The sequence below is a fragment of the Paenibacillus sp. USDA918EY genome (assembly GCF_009870825.1).
Taxonomy (GTDB): Bacteria; Bacillota; Bacilli; order Paenibacillales; family Paenibacillaceae; genus Paenibacillus_AQ; species Paenibacillus_AQ albilobatus.
Genome location: NZ_WTWY01000014.1, coordinates 22,161 through 43,942 on the forward strand (window position 1 = coordinate 22,161; position 21,782 = coordinate 43,942).

Annotated in this window: 20 protein-coding genes and 1 pseudogene; 18 read left to right on the forward strand and 3 right to left on the reverse strand. The window is 50.8% G+C overall.

Features of this window, described 5'->3' with window-relative positions; translation table 11 throughout:
* Positions 1–22 precede the first annotated feature (22 nt).
* The 8 genes from GQY55_RS31570 to GQY55_RS22705 all read left to right on the forward strand — a co-directional run bounded on the left by GQY55_RS31570 (position 23) and on the right by GQY55_RS22705 (position 6,083).
* Entirely contained in the window at positions 23–1,075 is a 1,053-nt protein-coding gene (locus tag GQY55_RS31570; protein WP_442953643.1) for a hypothetical protein, read from the forward strand.
* A gap of 43 nt (positions 1,076–1,118) precedes the next feature.
* Positions 1,119–1,481, forward strand: a complete 363-nt coding sequence (locus GQY55_RS22680) for a hypothetical protein (RefSeq protein WP_236575802.1) — start codon at positions 1,119–1,121, stop codon at positions 1,479–1,481.
* A gap of 731 nt (positions 1,482–2,212) precedes the next feature.
* Positions 2,213–2,506: a hypothetical protein gene (locus tag GQY55_RS22685; RefSeq protein ID WP_160044197.1), complete on the forward strand. Its 294-nt coding sequence runs from the start codon at positions 2,213–2,215 to the stop codon at positions 2,504–2,506.
* Positions 2,507–2,524: 18 nt separating this feature from the next.
* Positions 2,525–2,914: a hypothetical protein gene (locus tag GQY55_RS22690; protein ID WP_328803758.1), complete on the forward strand. Its 390-nt coding sequence runs from the start codon at positions 2,525–2,527 to the stop codon at positions 2,912–2,914.
* Positions 2,915–3,363: 449 nt separating this feature from the next.
* Positions 3,364–3,498 (forward strand): restriction endonuclease fold toxin, encoded by a 135-nt coding sequence (locus GQY55_RS32145; protein ID WP_442953644.1) that lies wholly within the window; start codon positions 3,364–3,366, stop codon positions 3,496–3,498.
* Positions 3,499–3,663: 165 nt separating this feature from the next.
* Positions 3,664–3,876, forward strand: coding sequence for a hypothetical protein (locus tag GQY55_RS31575; protein WP_236575803.1), 213 nt, complete (start codon positions 3,664–3,666; stop codon positions 3,874–3,876).
* Positions 3,877–4,114: 238 nt separating this feature from the next.
* Positions 4,115–4,546, forward strand: a complete 432-nt coding sequence (locus tag GQY55_RS22700) for a MarR family winged helix-turn-helix transcriptional regulator (protein ID WP_160044199.1) — start codon at positions 4,115–4,117, stop codon at positions 4,544–4,546.
* 175 nt (positions 4,547–4,721) lie between these two features.
* On the forward strand, positions 4,722–6,083 hold the full coding sequence (locus GQY55_RS22705) for an MATE family efflux transporter (RefSeq protein ID WP_160044200.1): 1,362 nt from the start codon (positions 4,722–4,724) through the stop codon (positions 6,081–6,083).
* A 267-nt stretch (positions 6,084–6,350) separates the two neighbouring features.
* On the opposite strand, the gene GQY55_RS22710 is transcribed toward GQY55_RS22705, so the two are convergent.
* From GQY55_RS22710 to GQY55_RS22720, 3 genes are all read right to left on the reverse strand, one after another.
* Entirely contained in the window at positions 6,351–7,217 is an 867-nt protein-coding gene (locus tag GQY55_RS22710) for an SDR family oxidoreductase (RefSeq protein WP_160044201.1), read from the reverse strand.
* On the reverse strand, positions 7,214–8,302 hold the full coding sequence (gene uxuA / locus GQY55_RS22715) for a mannonate dehydratase (protein ID WP_160044202.1): 1,089 nt from the start codon (positions 8,300–8,302) through the stop codon (positions 7,214–7,216). Before uxuA ends, GQY55_RS22710 begins: the two co-directional genes overlap by 4 nt.
* A gap of 110 nt (positions 8,303–8,412) precedes the next feature.
* Positions 8,413–9,090, reverse strand: a complete 678-nt coding sequence (locus tag GQY55_RS22720) for a GntR family transcriptional regulator (RefSeq protein WP_160044203.1) — start codon at positions 9,088–9,090, stop codon at positions 8,413–8,415.
* A gap of 225 nt (positions 9,091–9,315) precedes the next feature.
* On the opposite strand from GQY55_RS22720, the gene ric reads away from it, so the two are divergent.
* The 10 genes and pseudogenes from ric to moaA all read left to right on the forward strand — a co-directional run bounded on the left by ric (position 9,316) and on the right by moaA (position 21,776).
* Positions 9,316–10,014: an iron-sulfur cluster repair di-iron protein gene (gene ric, locus GQY55_RS22725; protein ID WP_160044204.1), complete on the forward strand. Its 699-nt coding sequence runs from the start codon at positions 9,316–9,318 to the stop codon at positions 10,012–10,014.
* A 229-nt stretch (positions 10,015–10,243) separates the two neighbouring features.
* Positions 10,244–13,928 (forward strand): annotated as a pseudogene (locus GQY55_RS22730) (nitrate reductase subunit alpha).
* Positions 13,918–15,453 carry a nitrate reductase subunit beta gene (narH, locus tag GQY55_RS22735; RefSeq protein WP_160044205.1) on the forward strand — a complete coding sequence of 512 codons (1,536 nt, stop codon included), beginning with the start codon at positions 13,918–13,920 and terminating at the stop codon, positions 15,451–15,453. The pseudogene GQY55_RS22730 and the gene narH overlap by 11 nt, the downstream one beginning before the upstream one ends.
* Positions 15,446–16,015 (forward strand): nitrate reductase molybdenum cofactor assembly chaperone, encoded by a 570-nt coding sequence (gene narJ / locus GQY55_RS22740; RefSeq protein ID WP_160044206.1) that lies wholly within the window; start codon positions 15,446–15,448, stop codon positions 16,013–16,015. The genes narH and narJ overlap by 8 nt, the downstream gene beginning before the upstream one ends.
* Positions 16,012–16,704, forward strand: a complete 693-nt coding sequence (gene narI / locus GQY55_RS22745; protein WP_160044207.1) for a respiratory nitrate reductase subunit gamma — start codon at positions 16,012–16,014, stop codon at positions 16,702–16,704. The genes narJ and narI overlap by 4 nt, the downstream gene beginning before the upstream one ends.
* A gap of 50 nt (positions 16,705–16,754) precedes the next feature.
* Positions 16,755–17,219, forward strand: a complete 465-nt coding sequence (locus GQY55_RS22750) for a GAF domain-containing protein (protein ID WP_160044208.1) — start codon at positions 16,755–16,757, stop codon at positions 17,217–17,219.
* On the forward strand, positions 17,216–18,286 hold the full coding sequence (locus GQY55_RS22755; RefSeq protein ID WP_160044209.1) for a sensor histidine kinase: 1,071 nt from the start codon (positions 17,216–17,218) through the stop codon (positions 18,284–18,286). Before GQY55_RS22750 ends, GQY55_RS22755 begins: the two co-directional genes overlap by 4 nt.
* Before the next feature lie 3 nt (positions 18,287–18,289).
* The gene (locus GQY55_RS22760; protein ID WP_160044322.1) at positions 18,290–18,937 is read left to right on the forward strand and encodes a response regulator transcription factor; all 648 of its coding nucleotides are present in this window, start codon (positions 18,290–18,292) and stop codon (positions 18,935–18,937) included.
* Between the two features lie 235 nt (positions 18,938–19,172).
* Positions 19,173–20,711 carry a nitrate/nitrite transporter gene (locus tag GQY55_RS22765; RefSeq protein WP_160044210.1) on the forward strand — a complete coding sequence of 513 codons (1,539 nt, stop codon included), beginning with the start codon at positions 19,173–19,175 and terminating at the stop codon, positions 20,709–20,711.
* 48 nt (positions 20,712–20,759) lie between these two features.
* Complete coding sequence (moaA, locus tag GQY55_RS22770) at positions 20,760–21,776, forward strand: GTP 3',8-cyclase MoaA (RefSeq protein WP_160044211.1); 1,017 nt, start codon at positions 20,760–20,762, stop codon at positions 21,774–21,776.
* Positions 21,777–21,782 lie beyond the last annotated feature (6 nt).

A 21,782-nucleotide genomic window follows, 5' to 3' on the forward strand; every position in this document is an offset into this window, starting at 1 on the left:
GAAAGAATCGACTGCGATAGCCTTGGTCTATCAGAAAGTTCCTAAGAACATTCAGGAAAAATGGCGCCGGGATTCTGAGAAAAACCAACGTATTGAGGCAGAAAGACAGACAAATGAGTACATTTCATTTTGGAATCAAGCAGATTATTTTACTGCCAACTGGTGGCAGGATGAAGATAAGCTAAAACAAGCTGAACATGCTCTGTTCACTGAAATTTCTTTACAGGGTAAGTTATCGCTGTATGATATTCAAGACCCTAATAAAATGGCTGCCATCCAGCGCATTGTCAACGCAAAACGGACGCAAGTATGGGATGAAAAAACACTCAATGCGATTGAAGATGGTTTGGTAGCCATGGGTGTTGATTCAAGCAATGCGATCGAATTGGATAAAGAAAAATTGAATGCGCTCATTTCTCGATACAATCGGGGTTTCATCGGGCAGAAATCCGGAGATTATATGGAGAGGACGGGTCTGGACAATTTAGTCGAAGAGACGACCTACGGAATTGTAGGAGCTCGTTTCGGCATGGAGTCCGTCGGAAAGCCATCTCCTAAACCTAAACAACCACCTGTTTCAGAGAAGCCCCCAGTCAAGCCAAACTATAAGGATGGTCCAGGTGTAAACAAACCGATTGATGAGTTCGATGATACGTCGATTTATAATGGGGCAAATTCGAGTAGAACAACGAATCCTAGTAAACCAGTTGAGGGGATGGGTAATCCTTCATCAAACTTTGCTAACAGAGAACTTCTTGAGGGGCACTATGAGAAGCATGGTGGAGAATTTAAAGGTTCGTATAAAAATGCTGATGAGTACCTTCAAGGGGCAAATGATGTAATGAACGGTGGCACTAAAGTTCAATACGAATATAAGTTAAAGAATGGGACGGTTGAAACAAGGACTGGTTATGTTAAATTTATGGGTAACACTCAGAAAGGCGAAGCTAAATTTGAATTTGTTGGTACAAATACTAATGGAGATATAACAACCTATCATGTAAAACGTGGAGAAGATTTATGGAAATTGTTAAATGGCAACAAGCATGATAAAACTATTAACCCGTTCGAGTAAAAGAGGAGGGATTCCCATTCAGTACACGGCAAAAGTTATTAACATGAGCCCCATAATTGAAGAAGAGGTTACGCTCGAAATTAACGGAATTCAAATTATTGCCTTCGCAAATGAATGCCCGTTTGAACTCATTGTTGGAGAGGTCTATCAGATTGAACTCGATGTGACCATACTTGATGAATTTATTATTAAGCAAGTGAACTTGGAAGAGTACAATATTCATCAGCAGAACAATAGTTTCGCTTACACCTTACAAGGAAAACTAGATATTGATGAAGGGACTTTAGAAGTAGGTAGTATAACTTTTGAAATTGATAGTGAGTTCCTGATGGATTATGGTTATCTGCATGAACAATATGTACAAATAGGGGTAGACCGATTAACCGTCGATTTTTTGAATAACTAAATGTATGAACCTTGATTGGCTTAATGCCTTTCAAGGTTTCTTTTTTATGGGAGGATACCCATTGCCGAATGAATCCATCATTCAACCAATAACACATCTAATCCATGTAATACCCGTATAAATATTTCTCCATTTTGTTGTACGCACAATAATGCTTGAATTTTATAACCTAAATAACGCTATTCCGTTACTTTGAGCAGGTTGATTATGGTCAGATACCACCATGACTGACCTGCTTTTTGTTATCTTCGTTTTCTGGCGTTTTTTCAAATCTACTCGCAATTGTAGAATACGCCGCCCCGATAGAAAAGCTGTCTAAACCATCGCACCTTCTTTAATGGATAGATCGACTATTAATATTGTCAGGACTTATCTGTAATTGCCCGCAACAATCTGGCTATTTGCCGCGATAGTTACTGTGCAAGTCAATAAATCTGGTGACGATCAGTTAACATAGAACAGTAAGGATGACGATTCGGGCAATCGGGTTTTCTGCCACCTAAAAAACTCTTTCAGAGAGGACGTAGTTCCAATGCCAGAGAGTATTCAAGAAAGATTGATTGAATGGGCGGTAGATATGGAATGGCATAACTTTAACGGTCAATTCCAACGAAATCACTACTATATTCCATATCCTCATATGCTTCGAAAGTGCTACGGCTTAAGCATGAATGAGCGGGGTGTATTGCTTGATATTATCAGTCATTTAGGGTGGATTTCGTTTTGTAGACATGAATGGAAAACTTCATATTGGAAGAGGGCATTCCTTTCTAGCTAATGGAGAGTCAGTTCAAGCGGCAGGAAAGCTTAAGCTCAATGGTCAGGGGCAGGTTCGAAGCATATCTAACTTATCTGGTCACTATACTCCTTCAGTAGAGCAAGCTAAGTTATTTCCTCAAGTTCTTGAGCAAGCAGGAGTAAAAACTAAAAATGCTTGGCTCGATATTTACACCATAGAAACAACCCCTTCGGGTTATGTTAACACCAATGAACTAGTTAAGGTCTCAAGTACCCAGATAAAGTAGGTGAATAACGTGGAAGAAATGAAACAGATGGATAAAGAAATATTCAGAGAGAACTTACAAAAAACTATTGAGGAAATTTCAGAAAAGAAAGGGCTGAGATTTACTGACAGTAAATTTGTTATTGAGCCAGTGAGGGAAAGAGACAAGCCCCTGAACGGTGCAGATGAAATGATGAGGTTAAACATTTTAAGTGAAGAAAACATTGGAAATAAACATTTTTCATTGGATCATGCTGTAAGTATACTTTGTGGATTACAGCCATTAGTACCTATATGGATAGACGTTCATTTCCTTGATATGAATGAAAATACTGCTATTTTTAAGTTGAGATGTAGTCTTAGGTTTAGAAAACCGACCTTATTAAGAAATGCAGAGACTGGACATGCACCTTTTAAGGCAATGGTCTAAACAACGGTCAGGGTTTTTCTTTTTGGTGGGGGTGGGTGACGAATGAACCCTACATTCAACCAATAACACATATAACCCATGGAATACCCGTCTAAAGATTTCTCCATTTCGGTTGTACGCCTATCAAACGCTTTAGATTCATAACCTAAATAACGCTATTCCTTTACATCAAACAGGTTGATTATGGTTAGATACCACCATAAAAGACCTGTTTTTTGTTATCTTCGTTTTCTTGCGGTTTTTTTAAATCATCGCAACTGTAGAATACCCTACAGCGATAGGGAAGAAGAGAAGGTAATATATCGCATCTTCTAGGATGGATAGAGCGACCGACCATTAATATTGTCAGTGTCAGGACATATCTCAAAATTGTCCGCAACGAATGTAATACTTGCCGCGGTGGATGGTTATAGTAAATGAACAATCTGGTGACGACCAGTTGAATCCTTATCTGTCTATGTCAGTGCGCAGAGGAACATGGTTTAAGGGTAGAGTGTTGGTTCAAATATGGTGTTCACCCCAAAATTAGTAGATCTTATTTAGAAGAGAAAGGCGTTATAGTAAAAACAGGTATGGGGGATTGATGTGGGGAAATATATTTCAATTAGAGGTTGGTTTGAATGTGAAGAACACGATGTTAGTAATGTTAAAGAAATATGTATGGATTTTACCGAAAATTATAAAGATACTGAATTAATTATAACACACGTAAATTGTATCAATCAGGGTGGGCTTTCCCTGAAAACCAAGTGAATTGGACTACGTATATCTTTTATGGAGCAGATATAAGGGAATATCACTTAGATTTTATTAAGGAACAAATTTCGAAAATAGCAGCAATTTCAGAAATAACGGGATATTTTTTGGTGGATGACCATGAAGGTGAAAAAAAATTATGTTGGCAAGTATTTGATGGACATTTTCTAGAAACGGAGCAAGTAAACATACTGTTTAATAACTAGATTTGTTTTTATGTACGTGTTTACAACCCCAACAAAAAGATCATACAGTACAACCAACAAACAAACCAAACACTTAATAATTCAAACTCTTGATAAACTTTCAAAAGCTCTTTCTAACCAACGTTGGAATAGAAATGGGATCGAAGTGTGTGTTGACAGGATTAAGGAGGCGGTGTATAGTCTCTTTATTGAAACTTAGAACTCTAACAGTTAGCACTATCAGAAAGGGAGGACGGCCATGAGGGGCAGAGAGGGGACGACTTTTTCGAACTTGTTTCAGATGATCGGCCTCAAGCTCAAGCGAAAAGCCGATGAGAGCATTCAAGAGCTGGGACTGAACGCCCAGCAGGGGCGGATGATCAGCTACATCGCACAGCATCAGGATAAAGGTTTGATCCAGAAGGATCTCGCCCAAGCATTCCAGCGCCGGGAGGCCAGCATCACGAGCATGCTGCAAGGCCTGGAGAAAAAAGGATACGTCGAGCGCAAAATTCCCGCCGATAACGAGCGTCAAAAAAATATCTATGTGCTGCCCAAGGGGGAAGAGCTGATCGACGCTTTCGAGGGAGCTTTTGCGAATGTCGAGAATGAAATCATTCAGGCTCTGTCGGCAGAAGAACAAGAGACGTTATTGAAGTTGCTGAGCAAGATCAATCAGCGATTAGGATAGGAATCAGTTTTTGCAGCGGCAAAGGGCTGCTGCCGGACTAAAACTTAGAATCCTAACAGTGAAAAACCTACACTTATATATAAACTTAGAATTCTAACGATGTAACTATTAACTTATATCCATAATCTTAGAATTCGAATAGTTAGAAACCAATAATTAAATGGAGGAAAGAAACATGAAAGAAGCACCATCCAACACGTACTATTTGGAGGAAGCGCCGATCCGCAAAGCCATTGCGCATTTGTCGATCCCGATGATGCTTGGCATGTCGGCGGGAACGATCTACAACATTATCAACGCCTTTTTTATCGGATTGGTTCACGATACGGCGATGCTCAGCGCCATTACGCTGGGACTGCCGATTTTTACGGTCTTGATGGCGATCGGAAATATTTTCGGCGTTGGCGGAGGGACGTTCATCACCCGTCTCGTGGCTAAAGGTGAAGGAGAGAAGGCGAAGCGTGTCACAGGGTATTCCTTTTATGGAAGCTTGGTTGCCGGAATCATTATCGCGCTGGCCGCTTGTTTTGCGGTGAACCCGATCGTTCATCTGCTCGGCGCCGATGCGGCGACGTTGGCTTACACGAAGCAGTACACACTTACCTTGTTCATCGGCGGTTTCGCCATCATCTGGAATTTCTGCCTGGAGCAGATCGTGCGCTCGGAAGGCGCATCCCGGGAGTCCATGTACGGCATGCTTGTCAGCATCGTTCTTAGCATCGTGTTCGACATTTTGTTTATTTTGGTGCTCGACTGGCATGTCTTCGGCGCCGCGCTGTCGATGGTATTGGCGAACATCGGATCCACCGCTTATTATGTCTGGTATTTGGAAAAACGAAGCGAGAACTTGAAAGGTCTTATGCATCATGCTGCGATTGGGGCGAAGGATCAGCTGGAAGTGTACAAAATCGGCGTTTCGGAATTGATTCAAACCTCTTTTTTGATCGTGACGACGCTGCTGCTGAACAACTATTCGATGGAATACGGGGAGCATGTGGTCGCGAGCTTCGGCATCGCGTTGCGCATCGTTCAACTGCCGGAATTCTTGACGATGGGATTATTCCTCGGCATTATTCCTTTGATCGCGTACAATTTCTCGAACCGCAATATCGCGCGCCTGAAAGGAGCCATCAAGCAAACGGCCGCGTACATCGGCGTCATCTCCGGCGTATTCATCGGCGTCGTACTGCTGCTGAGACATTCCGTCGTCCAACTGTTCAGCGATGACGCGTCCGTGCTGTCCGTCGGGGTGTATATTATGGGCGCCATGCTGATATCCGCGCTGTTCAACGGCTTTACCGGTTTGTTCACCGGGATTTTTCAGGCATCGGGCGAAGGCGTGCCGACCACGATCATGGCGGCGGTGCAGGGAGCGCTTTTCATTCCGGTCATTATCTTGCTTCATCATTTCTTCGACCTTCACGGCGTCATTTGGTCGATGACGATTACCGAAACCATTACGGCTGCGACAGGTTTGATCCTGTACATGGGATATGCGAAAAAAATAAACCGGCTTGAAACGGGGATCGCCGCATAACGCCGCGGGGAGCAACGTTATTGGAAGGGGCATATTGGATCATTAAATGCAAAACGGTAACTGTAAGCGGGGCGACATGATTTTGTCGGAAGCCATATAATAACCAAAAAGGGGAAGTCCAAGGTCGCGAATGCGCCTCGGCTTCCCTTTTTGCTTTACGATTTACTGGATCAAATGGCTTTTAGGCGGACGCCCCCGCCTCTTCTGGCGGACGCCCCAGCTATTCGCGATTTTACTTCTCGCAGGGCATTTGATCGCAATGCCGATTTAAACGCCCGAGTAGGCCATAAACCCTCCGTCCACGGGAATGACGGTTCCCGTAACGAAGCCGGATACGGAATCATCGACCAGCCAGAGCATGGTGCCCAGCAGATCCTCCGGCACGCCAAAACGACGCATCGGGGTGTGGGTGATGATTTTATGCGACCGTTCGGTAAGGGACCCGTCGGGGTTGGTGAGCAACGCACGGTTTTGTTCCGTCAGGAAAAATCCCGGAGCCATCGCGTTGACGCGGATGCCCGTTTCAGCAAAATGCACGGCGAGCCACTGCGTAAAATTGTTGATCGCCGCTTTGGCCGCGCTGTAGGCGGGAACCTTCGTCATCGGGCTGACGGAGCTCATGGAAGAAATGTTCAGCACGGTAGCTCCCGGGCGTCCCGCCATATGTTTGGCGAAAATTTGCGTAGGGAGGAAGGTGCCGATAAAGTTCAAATCCATTACGTTCCGGAAGCCCTGTACGCTGACATCGAAAAAAGACGTGATATCCGGCAGCGCTTCGTCGCCGGCATGGTAAATCTCATTCGTCGTGTTGGCGCTTGGATGGTTCCCGCCTGCCCCGTTGATGAGAATATCGCAGCCGCCAAAGCGCTCGCGGACTTCTTTTTCGGCTGCTTCCACGCTGTCCTTGTCGGTCACGTCGCAGCCGATCGCGGCGGCCGTGCCCCCTGCGGCGCGGATTTCTTCGGCAACAGCCTCTCCTTTAGAAGCGGTCCGGTTCAGAATCGCGACCTGGGCTCCTTGCCGGCCAAGCTCCAAAGCCATCGCCCGGCATAAGACGCCCGATCCGCCGGTGATGACGACCGTTTTGCCTTTTAGCGCAGGGTGGATGGGCAGAACATTCGCATTTGCACTCATACGGCTCCCTCTTTTCTGTGAATAGGTTCGACCCGCTCCAGGGCATCCCACAATCCCCACAAATACATAATGCCAAGCGCGCGGTCATACAGGCCGTAACCCGGTCTGCATTCTTCATCCCAAAGGTGGCGGCCGTGATCGGGTCTTGCATACCCGGTAAATCCATGGTCATGATACGCTTTGACGATCCCGGCAATATCGACGGTTCCGTCCTGGGTCCGGTGCGAAGTCTCGATGAAATCGCCGTTGTCGTACACGCGGACGTTGCGGATATGGGCGAACGGAATCCGTTCATGGAACTCGTGAATCATCCCGATGATGTCGTTTTCGGGATTGGCACCGAACGAACCGCTGCAGAGCGTAATGCCGTTGGAAGGGCTGTCGACGATGCCGAGCAACCGCCGCAGGCTTTCCTGTCCGGTAATGATGCGCGGCAGACCAAAAATCGGCCAAGGCGGATCATCCGGATGGATGGCCATTTGGATGCCGCAGCGTTCGGCCACGGGAACGACGGCTTTCAGGAAATAGGCGAGATGCTCCCATAAATCCTCGGCGGACACGCCTTTATAGGCCTCGAACAGGCTCGTCAAATGCGCCAGCCGCTCCGGCTCCCAGCCCGGCATCGTCAAGGTGCTGTTCCGGTTGATGTCTTCGACTAACTTAAACGGATCGATGCCGTCGATGCGGGATTTTTCGAAAAAGAGCGCGGTGGAGCCGTCATCCATTTTTTTATGCAGCTCGGTACGGGCCCAGTCGAAAACCGGCATAAAATTGTAGCAGATCACTTTGACGCCGACCTTGGCCAGCTTTTCGATCGTGGCGATATAGTTTTGAATGTACCGGTCGCGGGTCGGACGGCCCAGCTTGATATCTTCGTGAACGTTGACGCTTTCAACCACGTCGAGATGGAGGCCGTATTTGGCCGCCTGGCCGCGGACCTCCAGTATTTTTTCCATGGGCCATTCTTCTCCGGCCGGGACGTCATGCAGCGCCCATACGATCCCTTCCACGCCGGGGATTTGTTTGATGTGGCTCAGCGAAACGGTGTCGTTTCCCTCGCCGAACCACCGGAATACCATGCGCATATCTGCACCGCCTTTTCACGTAATGAATCGGGACGTTTCCGCAGCTCGAAAGCCGCAATGGTCCGGTCACCGGGCATGCGTTGTTGTCACAGCAATGGGGTTAAACGCTTTCATTTGAAATAATCGGGATAACGCTCTTTGAGCACGGGGAGGTTCGCGATACTGAGACGCATATGCTCCAACATGATCCGCTCGGCTTGATCCGCACGCTGCTCCTTGATCGCAAGAAACATTTCCCGGTGCTGCTCATAAAGAATCTCCCAATGCGGGTCGGTCCACAACCAAAGGATGCGGCTTCGGTTAAAATGGGCATTCATTTGCTGAATGACGTCCCACGTTCCGTTTTTGCGGCAGCCGGCAAACAGGATCCGGTGGAAGGTTTCGTCCAGCTCGAACATTTTTTTGCTGTCCTGCTGGCGAATGGCCTCCTGCTGCTGCGTCAGATTGTTGTCCAGCTCGATAAGCCGATCCTTCGGGAAATCCTCGCATGCGAGCCGAACGACGGCTTTTTCCAGCTGCTCGCGCATGAAACGGGCTTCCTCGACAAGATCGGAGTCAATAAGCGACACCCGAGTGCCGCGTTGCGGCAGGACGAGAACCAAGCCTTCCTGCGCCAGCCGTACGAAGCTTTCGCGCACGGGAGTTCGGCTTACCTCGAAGGCCAGCGAGGTTTCCTTTTCGGATAAGGCGGTTCCGGGCGGGAGCTCCAGGCTGACGATTTGCTGTTTCAATTGCTGGTATACGATGCTGCCGGCCGATCCCGACGGCTGAAGCATACGATCATCCATAGGGCCACCTCCTATGTTCCATACTACCATACAAGTATGGCAGTTGGAACCGAAAGTTGTGGCAGAGAAATACGAAAATTGCATGAAGGTGTTCACGGATTGTTGGAAATTGGTATGAACGTAATCACAACGGGCACGGGGCGCTTTTTCTATACTGGGCTTATAACCGACAGGGGCAAGACCACCCCGCCAAGGGGAAAATCCAATGAATCGAGGTCCTTTCAAATGAGTTCATTTACGCTTCAAACGAAAGTGTCCGATATTGTGACGGCCATCCCGCAAGCGGCCGACGTGTTCCGTGCGCTGCGAATCGATTTTTGCTGCGGCGGCAAAATTCCTTTGGAGGAGGCGGCGAACAAACGTAAGCTGGATCCGGAAACGGTTCTCGAGAGCATTCGGGAATTGGAAACAAAGCTGGCGGAAAGCCGTGACAGCCGGCCAGGCGAGCTCACAGAACCTGAATTGATCGGATACATCCAATCCAAACATCACGCCTTTCTGCGCGAGGAACTTCCGGCAATGACGCCGTACGTGACAAAACTTGCCCGGGTTCATGGCGACCGCCATCCCGAGCTGCTGCGGGTTCAGGAATTGTTCGCTGAACTGAAAGAGGAGCTGCTCTCGCATACCGAAGACGAGGATCGGAACGTATTTCCGCTTGTACTGAAATTTGCAGAGCAGCCGGGCCCCGAAGTATTCGAGAAGCTGAAGCCGCATGTGGACGAGCTGGAACAAGAGCATGAGCAAGCCGGCAGCCTGCTGAAGGAGCTAAGGGAAATTACGGGCGATTTCCTGCCTCCCGCGGACGCCTGCGGAACATACAGACTGGTTTACCAGCGGCTTGCGGCGCTTGAAAAGGCTACCTTCGAACATATTCACCTTGAAAACAACGTGTTATTTGATCGGATACGTGCTGCGGTGTAATGATCTTTTAGACCCTTCTTCACAATGTGAAGAGGGGATTTTTTTTGGTAAGCGCATGAAAAAAGTCATATAAAGGCGAACCGTTGAGCGACCCGAGGGAATTTCGACGGGGAAATAGGAGTTTCCCTAATAGGAACCGCAAAAGGCGGCCCGCATAATGAAAGTATCCGAATGGACGACATATTGATTCCCCGATCATTGTCATTCATGCATAAGGAGTGAGCTTCCTATGAAGCGTAAACAGGGATTGAGATTTTTTAAACGATTGGAAAGCTACTCGGACAATTGGTCCGTTCTCGAGGAAAAAAGCCGGGATTGGGAGGATATGTACCGCGGCCGCTGGTCGCATGACAAGGTCGTGCGGACGACGCATGGCGTGAACTGCACCGGTTCGTGCAGCTGGAAGGTGTTCGTGAAAAACGGCATCATCACCTGGGAGAACCAGCAGATCGATTATCCTTCCTGCGGCCCGGACATGCCGGAATTCGAGCCGCGCGGATGCCCACGGGGCGCGTCGTTTTCATGGTACGAATACAGCCCGCTGCGGGTGAAGTATCCATATATTCGCGGCAAGCTGTGGCGCTTGTGGAATCAGGCTTTGCAGGAGCATGGCGACGACCCGGTCGCCGCTTGGGCCAGCATCGCGGAAGACCCGCAGAAGTCCAAAAGCTATAAGCAAGCGCGCGGAAAAGGCGGCCATGTTCGCGTATCCTGGCAGGATGCCACGAGGCTGATCTCCGCGCAATTAATATATACGATACGCAAATACGGCCCCGACCGGATTGCCGGTTTCACGCCGATCCCGGCGATGTCGATGATCTCTTACGCGTCGGGGGCGAGATTCATCTCCCTGCTTGGAGGCGAGATGCTGAGCTTCTATGACTGGTATGCGGACCTGCCGCCCGCTTCTCCGCAAATTTGGGGCGAGCAAACGGACGTGCCGGAATCGAGCGACTGGTACAACGCCGGGTACTTGATCATGTGGGGCTCGAACGTGCCGTTAACGCGGACGCCGGATGCCCATTTTATGACCGAAGTACGCTACAAAGGCACCAAGGTCGTGTCGGTAGCGCCGGACTATGCGGAAAACGTGAAGTTCGCCGACCATTGGCTTGCCCCGAATCCGGGCACGGATGCGGCCGTCGCGCAGGCCATGACCCATGTCATTTTAAAAGAGTTTTATGAAGAGCGGCAGGAGCCGATGTTCCTGAACTACGCGAAACAATATACGGATATGCCGTTCCTTCTCCTGCTCGATGAATACGAGGGAGGATATAAGGCGGGCCGGTTCCTGCGGGCAAGCGATTTGGGCGATGAGTCCCAACACGCCGAATGGAAGCCGGTGATCATCGACGAAACGACGGGAGAGATCATCGTTCCGAACGGTACGATGGGCCAGCGCTGGGAACAGGACAAAAAGTGGAATCTGAAGCTTGAACGCGAGGACGGTTCCGTCATTTCTCCGGCCTTGTCCGTTGCAGAACAGGGAGCACAGCCGCAAACGATCTATTTTCCGTATTTCGACAACAACGCCAACGGCACGTTCGAGCGCCGAATTCCAGCGAAAACGATCCGGCTCGCCGATGGCAGCGAACGCTTGGCCGTGACGGTGTACGATCTCATGCTGAGCCAATACGGGATCGACCGGGCGGGAAGCGGCATGGAAGGTGCAGGCTCAGGCTACGACGATGCAAATTCGTTCTACACGCCTGCCTGGCAGGAAAAGGTCACCGGCGTCAAAGCCTCGGTCCTGATCCAGATTGCCCGCGAGTTTGCGCAAAATGCCCTCGATACGGGCGGACGCTCCATGATCATCATGGGAGCGGGAATCAATCACTGGTTCAACAGCGACACGATCTACCGCGCGATCTTGAACCTCGTCATTTTGACGGCTTCGCAGGGCGTAAACGGTGGGGGCTGGGCCCATTATGTAGGTCAGGAAAAATGCCGGCCGATTGAGGGATGGTCCACGGTCGCCTTCGCCAAGGATTGGCAGGGGCCGCCGCGCCAGCAAAACGCGACCTCGTTTTTCTACTTCGCCACTGACCAATGGAAATACGAGGAGATGGGTGCAGACTCCCTGAAATCGCCTACGGGCGGGGATGTCCGTTACCGGCATCCGGCGGATTATAACGTTTTGGCAGCAAGACTCGGCTGGCTGCCGTCCTACCCGCAGTTTAACAAAAGCAGTTTAACATTTGCGGAAGAAGCGGCGAAACAGGGGAAAACCGCCAACGAAGACATCGTGAAACATGCGATGGAGGAAATCGTTTCCGGCAAAACCAGATTTGCGGCGGAAGACCCCGACGCGCCTGAAAATTTCCCGCGTTCCTTGTTCGTGTGGCGTTCGAACCTGATTTCAAGCTCCGCCAAAGGGCAGGAGTATTTCATGAAACATCTGCTGGGAACGTCCGACGGCCTGCTTTCGGAGCCAAATGAGGACGAGAAGCCGGAAGAAATGGTTTGGCGCGAAAATACGGAGGGCAAGCTGGACCTGCTTGTGGCCCTCGATTTCCGGATGACCGCGACGCCGATGTATGCGGATGTGGTTCTGCCTGCAGCTACTTGGTACGAAAAAACCGATTTGTCGTCGACCGACATGCATCCTTTCGTCCATCCGTTTAATCCGGCGGTGGATCCGCTATGGGAATCACGCTCGGACTGGGATATTTACAGAACGATCGCGCAGACGTTTTCGAACATGGCTAAGACGTATCTGCCCGGCGTATACAAGGACTTGGTGAGCACTCCGCTCGCGCATGATTCCGTGAACGAAATCGCCCAGCCTTACGGCGAAGTGAAGGATTGGCGCAAAGGGGAAATCGAAGCCGTGCCGGGCAAAACGATGCCGAACCTGACCGTCGTCGAACGCGATTACACGCAAATTTACGATAAATTCATCACGCTCGGACCAAATCTCGCCTCGGGCAAAGTCGGGGCTCACGGCGTCAGCTTTTCGGTGGCGGAAGAATACGAAGAATTGAAACGTATAAACGGGACCTATGAGGATGATTCGATCAAAAGCGGGCTTCCGAAGCTCTATACTGCAAGAAACGCGGCGGATGTCATATTAAACATTTCTTCCGCCACGAACGGCAGAGTATCGCAGCGCGCTTGGGAATCTGCGGAAAAAGACACGGGCGTGCAGCTGAAGGACATTTCTGCGGACCGCGCGGCGGAGCGCATCACCTTCCAGAGCATTACATCCCAGCCGCGGGAAGTCATTCCGACGCCGGTGTTCAGCGGTTCCAACAAAATGGGGAGAAGATACTCGCCGTTTACGACGAATATCGAACGCCTCGTGCCGTTCCGGACGCTGACTGGAAGACAGCATTTTTACATCGATCATGAATTTTTCCTGCAGTTTGGCGAAGCGCTGCCCGTCTACAAACCGACCCTTCCGCCGATGGTGTTCGGACCGCGCGACAAACAGATTGCCGGAGGAAAAGACACGCTTGTGCTCCGCTATCTGACGCCGCATGGCAAATGGAACATCCACAGCACGTACCAGGATAACCTGCATATGCTGACGCTTTTCCGGGGCGGACCGACGGTGTGGCTGAACGACGAAGATGCGGAGGCAAACGGCATTAACGATAACGACTGGCTGGAGGTATACAACCGCAATGGCGTCGTGACGGCCCGTGCCGTAGTCAGCCACCGGATGCCAAAGGGAACGATGTACATGTACCATGCCCAGGATTAAACATATCAACGTCCCCGGCTCCGAGATCACGAAGGAACGCGGCGGCAGCCATAACGCACCGACCCGGATTCACGTGAAGCCGACGCAGATGGTCGGCGGATATGCCCAACTCAGCTATGGATTCAACTACTACGGACCGATCGGCAATCAGCGGGATGTGTACGTGGCTGTCCGCAAAATGAAAGAGGTGGATTGGCTTGAAAATTAAAGCGCAAGTCGCCATGGTGATGAATCTGGACAAATGCATCGGCTGCCATACATGCAGCGTGACCTGCAAAAGTACCTGGACGAACCGGCCCGGAGCCGAATATATGTGGTTCAACAACGTCGAAACGAAACCCGGCGTCGGGTATCCGGTCCAGTGGGAGGATCAGGAGAAATACAAGGGGGGCTGGACGCTCCATAAAGGGAAGCTGCAGCTGAAATCCGGCAGCAAGTTGTCCAAAATCGCGCTCGGCAAAATATTTTACAATCCCGACATGCCGGAGATGAAAGACTACTACGAGCCATGGACTTATAACTATGAGCATCTGACCAATGCTGGAGAGAAGAAGCATCAGCCGGTGGCCCGTCCGAAATCGGCCGTCACCGGAGAAACGATGGACCTGAAATGGGGTCCGAACTGGGAGGACGATCTGGCAGGAGCGCATGTGACGGGTCCGAAGGATCCGAACATCGAAAAAATCGAAGAAGAGATCAAGTTCAACTTCGAGCAAGCGTTTATGATGTATCTGCCTCGTCTGTGCGAGCATTGTCTGAATCCGAGCTGCGTGGCATCCTGCCCTTCGGGAGCGATGTATAAGCGGGATGAAGACGGAATCGTGCTGGTGGATCAGGAAGCCTGCCGCGGTTGGCGGTACTGCATGACCGGCTGCCCTTACAAAAAGGTCTATTTTAACTGGAAAACGAACAAAGCCGAAAAATGCACCTTCTGTTTCCCGCGGATCGAAGCGGGGCTGCCGACCGTCTGCTCGGAAACCTGCACCGGCCGCATCCGGTATTTGGGCGTTCTGCTCTACGATGCGGACCGGGTGCAGGAAGCAGCTTCTACGCCTGATGAAAAGGACCTGTACCAGGCGCAGTGCGATTTGTTCCTGAATCCGCATGATCCTGCCGTCATCGAGCAGGCGCGGAAGGACGGCATCACGGAAGAATGGATCGAAGCTGCCCAGAACTCGCCTGTCTACAAGCTGGCCATGGAATACAAGCTGGCTTTCCCGCTTCATCCGGAATACCGGACGCTGCCGATGGTATGGTATGTGCCGCCGCTGAGCCCGATCATGAACTATTTTGAAGGCAAGGATTCGATCGCGAACCCGGACATGATTTTCCCGGCGATCGAGGAGATGCGCACGCCGATCCAGTACCTCGCCAATCTGCTGACGGCGGGCGACGCCGAGACGGTGAAGGAAGCCCTGCAAAAGATGGCGATGATGCGTTCCTACATGCGCGCGCAGTCGTCCGGCGCCGAATTTGACGAAGCGCGGCTTGCGCGAGTGGGTCTGACAGCTTCCCAGATCAAACAGATGTACCGTCTGCTGGCAATCGCTAAATATGAAGACCGGTTTGTCATACCAACCTCGCATAAGGAAAGCCATATGGATGTATATCGCTCTCAAGGACTGGAAGGTTTCGGTGCGGCATGTAGCGGGTGCGGCCCGGCAAGCCCGCAGGGCAAAACCGGCAAAGAACTGTACGAGGAGAATTTCTATGGGGGGATCTGGCGTGATTGATATCGAAAAGCTGCACGAATATAAAGATGCGTTCGGATTTTTCGCCCGGTTGCTCACCTATCCGGAGAAGCTGGATTTCCATCCTTTAGTATTAGAGGAGTCGGTCGACTATTCCCATCCGGCATATGCCTCGGTTCTTACCTTCTGGAATATGATGCACGAGTACAGCATGGAGAGCATCGAGGAGATGTATGTTCAAACATTCGATTTTCAAAAGCAAACGACGCTCTATATGACCTACGCGAAATTCGGCGACGGGAAGGAACGCGGGAAGATGCTGGTCGGGCTGAAAGAGACTTATCAGCGGTTTGGCCTTGACATTAATAGTTCCGAGTTGTCGGATTACCTGCCGCTGATGTGCGAATTTCTGTCTGCGGCCGATTGGAGGGGGCATGAAAAAGAAGCTGCGGAGAGCCTTGAGCTGGTGATCGCCGTGATGGAGGACGGGACGTATCATCTTCTGAAAGCTTTGAAAAAGCTCGAAAGCCCTTATTCCCATCTGATCCAAGCTCTGCGCGATACGTTAAAAGCATGCATCATTCAGGAGGCTGCCGAATCATGAATATGATGGATCAGTTTCTGTGGGTTATTTTCCCTTATATGTGCGTGATGATCTTTATTGTCGGTCACATCTACCGCTACCGTACGGACCAATTCAACTGGACGGCTAAATCGAGCGAATTCATCGAGAAAAAACATCTGAAGCTTGGAAGCCTGATGTTCCATCTGGGGATCATTCCCGTCATTGGCGGCCATATCGCCGGCCTGGGCATTCCCCAGTCGTGGATGGAGGCTGCGGGGATCGATGATCATCTGTATCATATCGGCGCGGTGTATGTCGGCGGGGCGTTCGGCGTGTTGACGTTGGCAGGGATGCTGCTCCTGACGGCGCGGAGGTTTACGATCAAAAACGTGCGCCGGCTCAGCTCGGCCTCGGATTTGATTGTCAATGCGCTGCTGTTATTCATCGTGTTTATGGGCATGTACAGCACGCTGGTTACCAATTGGGCGCAGCCGGATTTCAACTATCGGGAGAGCATATCGGTTTGGTTCAGGGATTTGCTCATCCTGCGCCCCGACGCCTCGCTGATGCGTGACGTTCCGCTTAGTTTTCAAATACACATTTTAGCGGGCTTTTGCATCTTCGCTTTGTGGCCGTTTACCCGGCTTGTCCATGTGTGGAGCGTTCCTTTGAATTATTTGGGCAGAAGGTATATCCTGTATAGAAGGCACCGCAAATTAGATTCGTAGACGAGAGAAGGCCATGCAGCCTTCTTTTCTACGTCAGGGGAGTAATGATTATGAAGAATCAGCCGATCTTTCATTATCAGAAGGAAATCGACAGGCTTCGGGACCGGTTCCAATTCGATTTCGTGTCGTTGGCTTTGGTACAGTCGGCTGAGGACCGGTTCGTATTAACCTGGCAGTATGCATCGGGAAATTTAAACGAGCGCTATAAGCGGATCGTGCTTCATTCCGGGAAGGGGATAGCGGGGATCGTATTCAAAACCGGAAAACCGATGCTCATCTCCAATGTAACGACGGACCTGAACGCACGGGATCTGTTTAATTATCCCATCATCGTCGCCGAGCGATTGAAAAGCCTTGGAGCGGTTCCGTTGTGGGAAGGAAAACGCGTCATCGGCGTGCTGCTTGCAGGGTACCGCGCGGAAAATCGGCTGGACGCAGCTTCGTTCGAGCATTTCCAACAAGAGCTCGGAGCGGAGTTCGGAGCTTTTTGCGTGAAGGAGGGGGTACATCCGTGATTCAAATGACGGAGGAGCATTTATACGATCTGCTGAAGAAGATGTATCTGAACAGCATGGAGGCCATCTTTTTTATCAATGAGGCGGGAAACGTCATCGCCATGAACCCTGCGGCGGAAAACATCCTGGACGTCGACGTGATCCAGCGGATGCGGTCGGGCGTGGACGAATCTTTTTGCCAGACCTGCAAAGGGTATACGGATGAAAAGGATCTCATCTCCTGCTCCAAATGTTATCTGGATTACCCTCAAGGGGAATTTTCCTCGTTCCAAGTGTATCTGAAAACCCGGGGCGAAGGGATCGTTCCTTATGCCGCCAGTTATCATACGATCGACGAGTCCCGCGGGATTCGGGTGCTGATGCTGCTCGACCTGACGAAACAGCAGCGCACGCAGGAAATGCTGCAGCGCATGAATATGCTGAAATATGTCATCAAAGCCCAGGAAGACGAGCGGAAACGAATTTCGCGCGAGCTGCATGACAGCGTTGCCCAAGAGCTGCTTAGTTCGCTAGTCGACCTGCGCGTATTAAAATATATGGACGTCGGGGAAGATGCGCTTAATAAACTACGGCAGACCGAGGCGTCGCTGACCCGTTTGCTCGACGACATCCGGCATTTATCGGTCGAGCTTCGCCCCTCTTCTTTGGACGATTTAGGGCTGGAGGCCGCTTTTCGTTCGCATTTCAAATGGATCGAAAAAAATTACGGCATGCTCGTCCAATTTTCCGCCGAGTTGGCCGCCGCAAGGTACGGCAGCGAAATCGAAACCGTCGTGTATCGCATTTGCCAGGAGGCGGTGCTGAACGCCCTGAAATATTCGGGCATGGATGAGGTCCATGTGCGGTTATGCGAGGAACAGGGCCATCTATTGCTGACGGTACGCGATGAAGGGGTCGGGTTCAACTTAAACGCCGGCGAAGCCAAGGGAACCGGTCTCGGACTTTACGGCATGCGTGAACGCGCCGACCTGGTAGGGGGGCAGTTCACGCTGCATTCGGCGCCCGGCGAGGGAACGACCGTTCAGCTTCGCATTCCAATAAGTTCTTTTGAGGCAGGGGGCGAATGAATGATGAAAATTGTGATCGCGGATGATCACGCCGTCGTACGGAGCGGGTTTTCCATGATCCTGAATTACCAGCCGGATATGGAGGTTGTCGCGACGGCTGCCGACGGACTGGAGGCTTACGCCATGGTGGCGAAACACCGTCCGGATGTGCTCCTGATGGACTTAAGCATGCCTCCCGGCGAGAGCGGTCTTATCGCAACCGGCAAGATCAGCGGCGATTTTCCGGAAACGAAAATTTTAATATTAACGATGTACGATGATGACGACTACCTGTTCCATGTGCTTAAAAACGGCGCCTCAGGATATGTCCTTAAAAATGCGCCCGACGAAGAGCTGGTCTCCGCCATTCGCATGGTGCATAAAGGAGGGACCTACATCCATCCCCAGATGGCGACGGCTTTGGTGCGGGAGTTCATTAAAAAAGACAGCGAAAGCCCGGACAGCGATCCGTTCAACAGCCTGTCCAAACGCGAGATCGAGATTTTGCCGCTGATCGCCAAAGGTTACGGAAACAAGGAAATCGCGGAAAAGCTGTACGTTTCGGTCAAGACGGTGGAAGCGCATAAGGCGAAAATCATGGAGAAACTGAATTTGAAGAGCCGTCCGGAGCTGGTCGAATATGCGCTGAAGAAAAAGCTCCTCGATTTTTGAAGATGATAGAATGTATTCGTTTTTAGCGAAGCTGAACCATTCTATAATCACCAATCACCGCAACATGCGGCGGCCCATACCTGAATGAATCATCCGGTTTGGATCACCGATATAGGGAAGTTCCCAGGCAAGGATCAGGGAACTTCCCTATTACCTTTGTGAATCCTTGCACTTAAAATAAGGTGTGGGGATCAATAAAGTCAGCCGTTCAATACGTTTGGAAAAGGTGATTGACATGATCAAAAAAATGCAGCTCCCGCTGCAAACATTAAATCTGGTGCTGGGATTTATGGTATGGGTCATCATCTCCGCGCTTCTGCCGTTTATCCGCGAAGATATATCCATTCCGGCGGACAAGATCGCGATTCTGACGGCAATCCCGGTCGTTTTGGGTTCGGTTCTGCGGATTCCGCTGGGATATTACGCCAATGTGGTTGGCGCCAGGATCGTCTTTATTACAAGCTTTATTCTTCTATTAATTCCCGTATATTTAATTAGCGCCGCCTCCTCTTTTACCTCCCTGGTGATCGGAGGACTTTTCCTCGGAATCGGAGGGGCCGTATTTTCGGTTGGCGTCACCTCGCTGCCCAAATATTATTCCAAGGAGAAGCTGGGGTTGGTTAACGGCATTTACGGGATGGGGAATATCGGAACGGCCATCACCACATTTGCCGCCCCCGTCATCGCGACGCAGATCGGATGGAGCAGCACGGTCCGGCTGTATTTAATTCTGCTGCTTTTGTTCGCCGTACTGAACGTTTTTTTGGGCGACCGTAAGGAAGTAAAAGTGAAAACGCCCATCGTCGAACAAATCAAAGGGGTCTACAAAAATGAAAAGCTGTGGTTTTTCTCCCTGTTCTATTTCATTACCTTCGGCGCATTTGTAGCCTTTACAGTATATCTGCCCAACTTTCTCGTGTCGCATTTCGAACTCGCCAAGGTGGACGCGGGGATGCGGACGGCCGGATTTATCGTCGTCGCGACCTGTTTGCGTCCTGTCGGCGGCTGGCTTGCGGATAAATTCAAGCCGCTGTTCTTGCTCATGGCCGTTTTTGTCGGGCTGACGATCGCGGCGATCATCCTTGCGTTCTCGCCATCGATCGGCTTATATACGGTCGGCTGCCTGACCATTGCCGTTTGCGTCGGCTTGGGGAACGGCATTATTTTCAAGCTGGTGCCGCTTTACTTTAACAAACAGGCCGGCATCGTCAACGGGATCGTTTCCATGATGGGCGGCCTGGGTGGATTTTTCCCGCCGCTGATGCTCTCTTTCATTCATTCGGTGACGGGCCAATATTCCATCGGCTTCATGGCGCTTTCTCAGGTCGCTTTAGCCAGCCTTGTCATTGTGGTCTGGATGTATTATCAGGATAAATTGTCGGTATCCTCCGAGGTTTTTAACTCGACGGGCCAAGGCATTCTCGTGACGGACACCAAAGGGAAGATCCATGCCGTCAATCCCGCCTTTACGGAGCTTACCGGTTATACGGAGGAAGAAGTCATCGGCAAAAATCCAAATGTGCTTAAATCCGGCCGTCAATCCCGCGAGTTTTACGATCGCATGTGGTCCGAAATCAAGGCGCGGGGAAGCTGGCAGGGACAAATTTGGAACCGCCGGAAAAACGGCGAGGAATATTTAGAGCTATTAACCATTAACGCCGTAAAAGATGACGCGGGGGATGTCGTTCATTATGTAGGCACGTTCAGCGACATTACGGATCAGCCGCCTCACGGCCGCTTCCGGCCGGGGGACGATGCGTTACGGACGAGTTAGCCGCTGCCGGGGGAGATACGGACATTTATTTGGAGGGAGGCCGCTGCCATGGAGGCAAATAACATTCAAGATCGGCTCCTCAGGCCGATGCGGGATTTGCGCATTTCCGTGACGGACCGCTGCAATTTTCGCTGCACGTATTGCATGCCGAAGGATATCTTCGGGGACGATTATGCATTTATGCCGAAGGATATGCTGCTTTCCTGGGAAGAAATCACGCGCCTGGCCGGCCTTTTTGCCAAGCTTGGCGTGCATAAAATCCGGTTGACCGGCGGCGAGCCGCTCATGCGGCGCGGCCTTCCCGAACTGATCCGGATGCTGCAAGGCATTCATGGCATCGAAGACATCGGATGCACGACAAACGGACTTCTGCTTGGACAGCAGGCGCAAAGCTTGTACGATGCGGGGCTACGCCGCCTGAACGTCAGCCTGGACGCCCTGGACCCCGAGTTGTTCGGCGCCATGAACGGCCGCGGCATCAAGCCGGCTATCATTCTCCAAAATATCGAAGAGGCAAGGGAGATCGGATTTCAGGTCAAAGTCAATATGGTCGTGCAAAAGGGAGTGAACGATCGGGAGATCGTGCCGATGGCCGCATATTTCAAATCGAAGGGCATTACGCTCCGTTTTATCGAGTTTATGGACGTCGGCAACGAAAACGGATGGAACCTTAAGCAAGTGACGGCGAAGCGGGAAATATTCGATAGGCTCGGCGGATCGTCGGCGCTTGAACCCGTTACCCCCGATCATCCCGGCGAAGTGGCCCGGAGGTACAGCTATAAAGACGGGCAGGCCGAAGTCGGCTTCATTTCTTCCGTATCCGAAGCATTTTGCTCTAATTGCTCGAGAGTGCGGCTCTCTTCCGACGGGAAAATGTATGCATGTCTTTTTGCCTCCAGCGGCTTTGACATCCGCCGTTTGCTGCGCGGCTGCGCTTCGGATGAGGAACTGCTCGCAGCCATCATAAGCGTGTGGGAGAAGCGGGAGGACAGGTATTCCGAAGAACGGACGGAGCACATGGCCTCTAATCGGAAGAAGATCGGAATGTCCTATATCGGGGGATGACAGGTT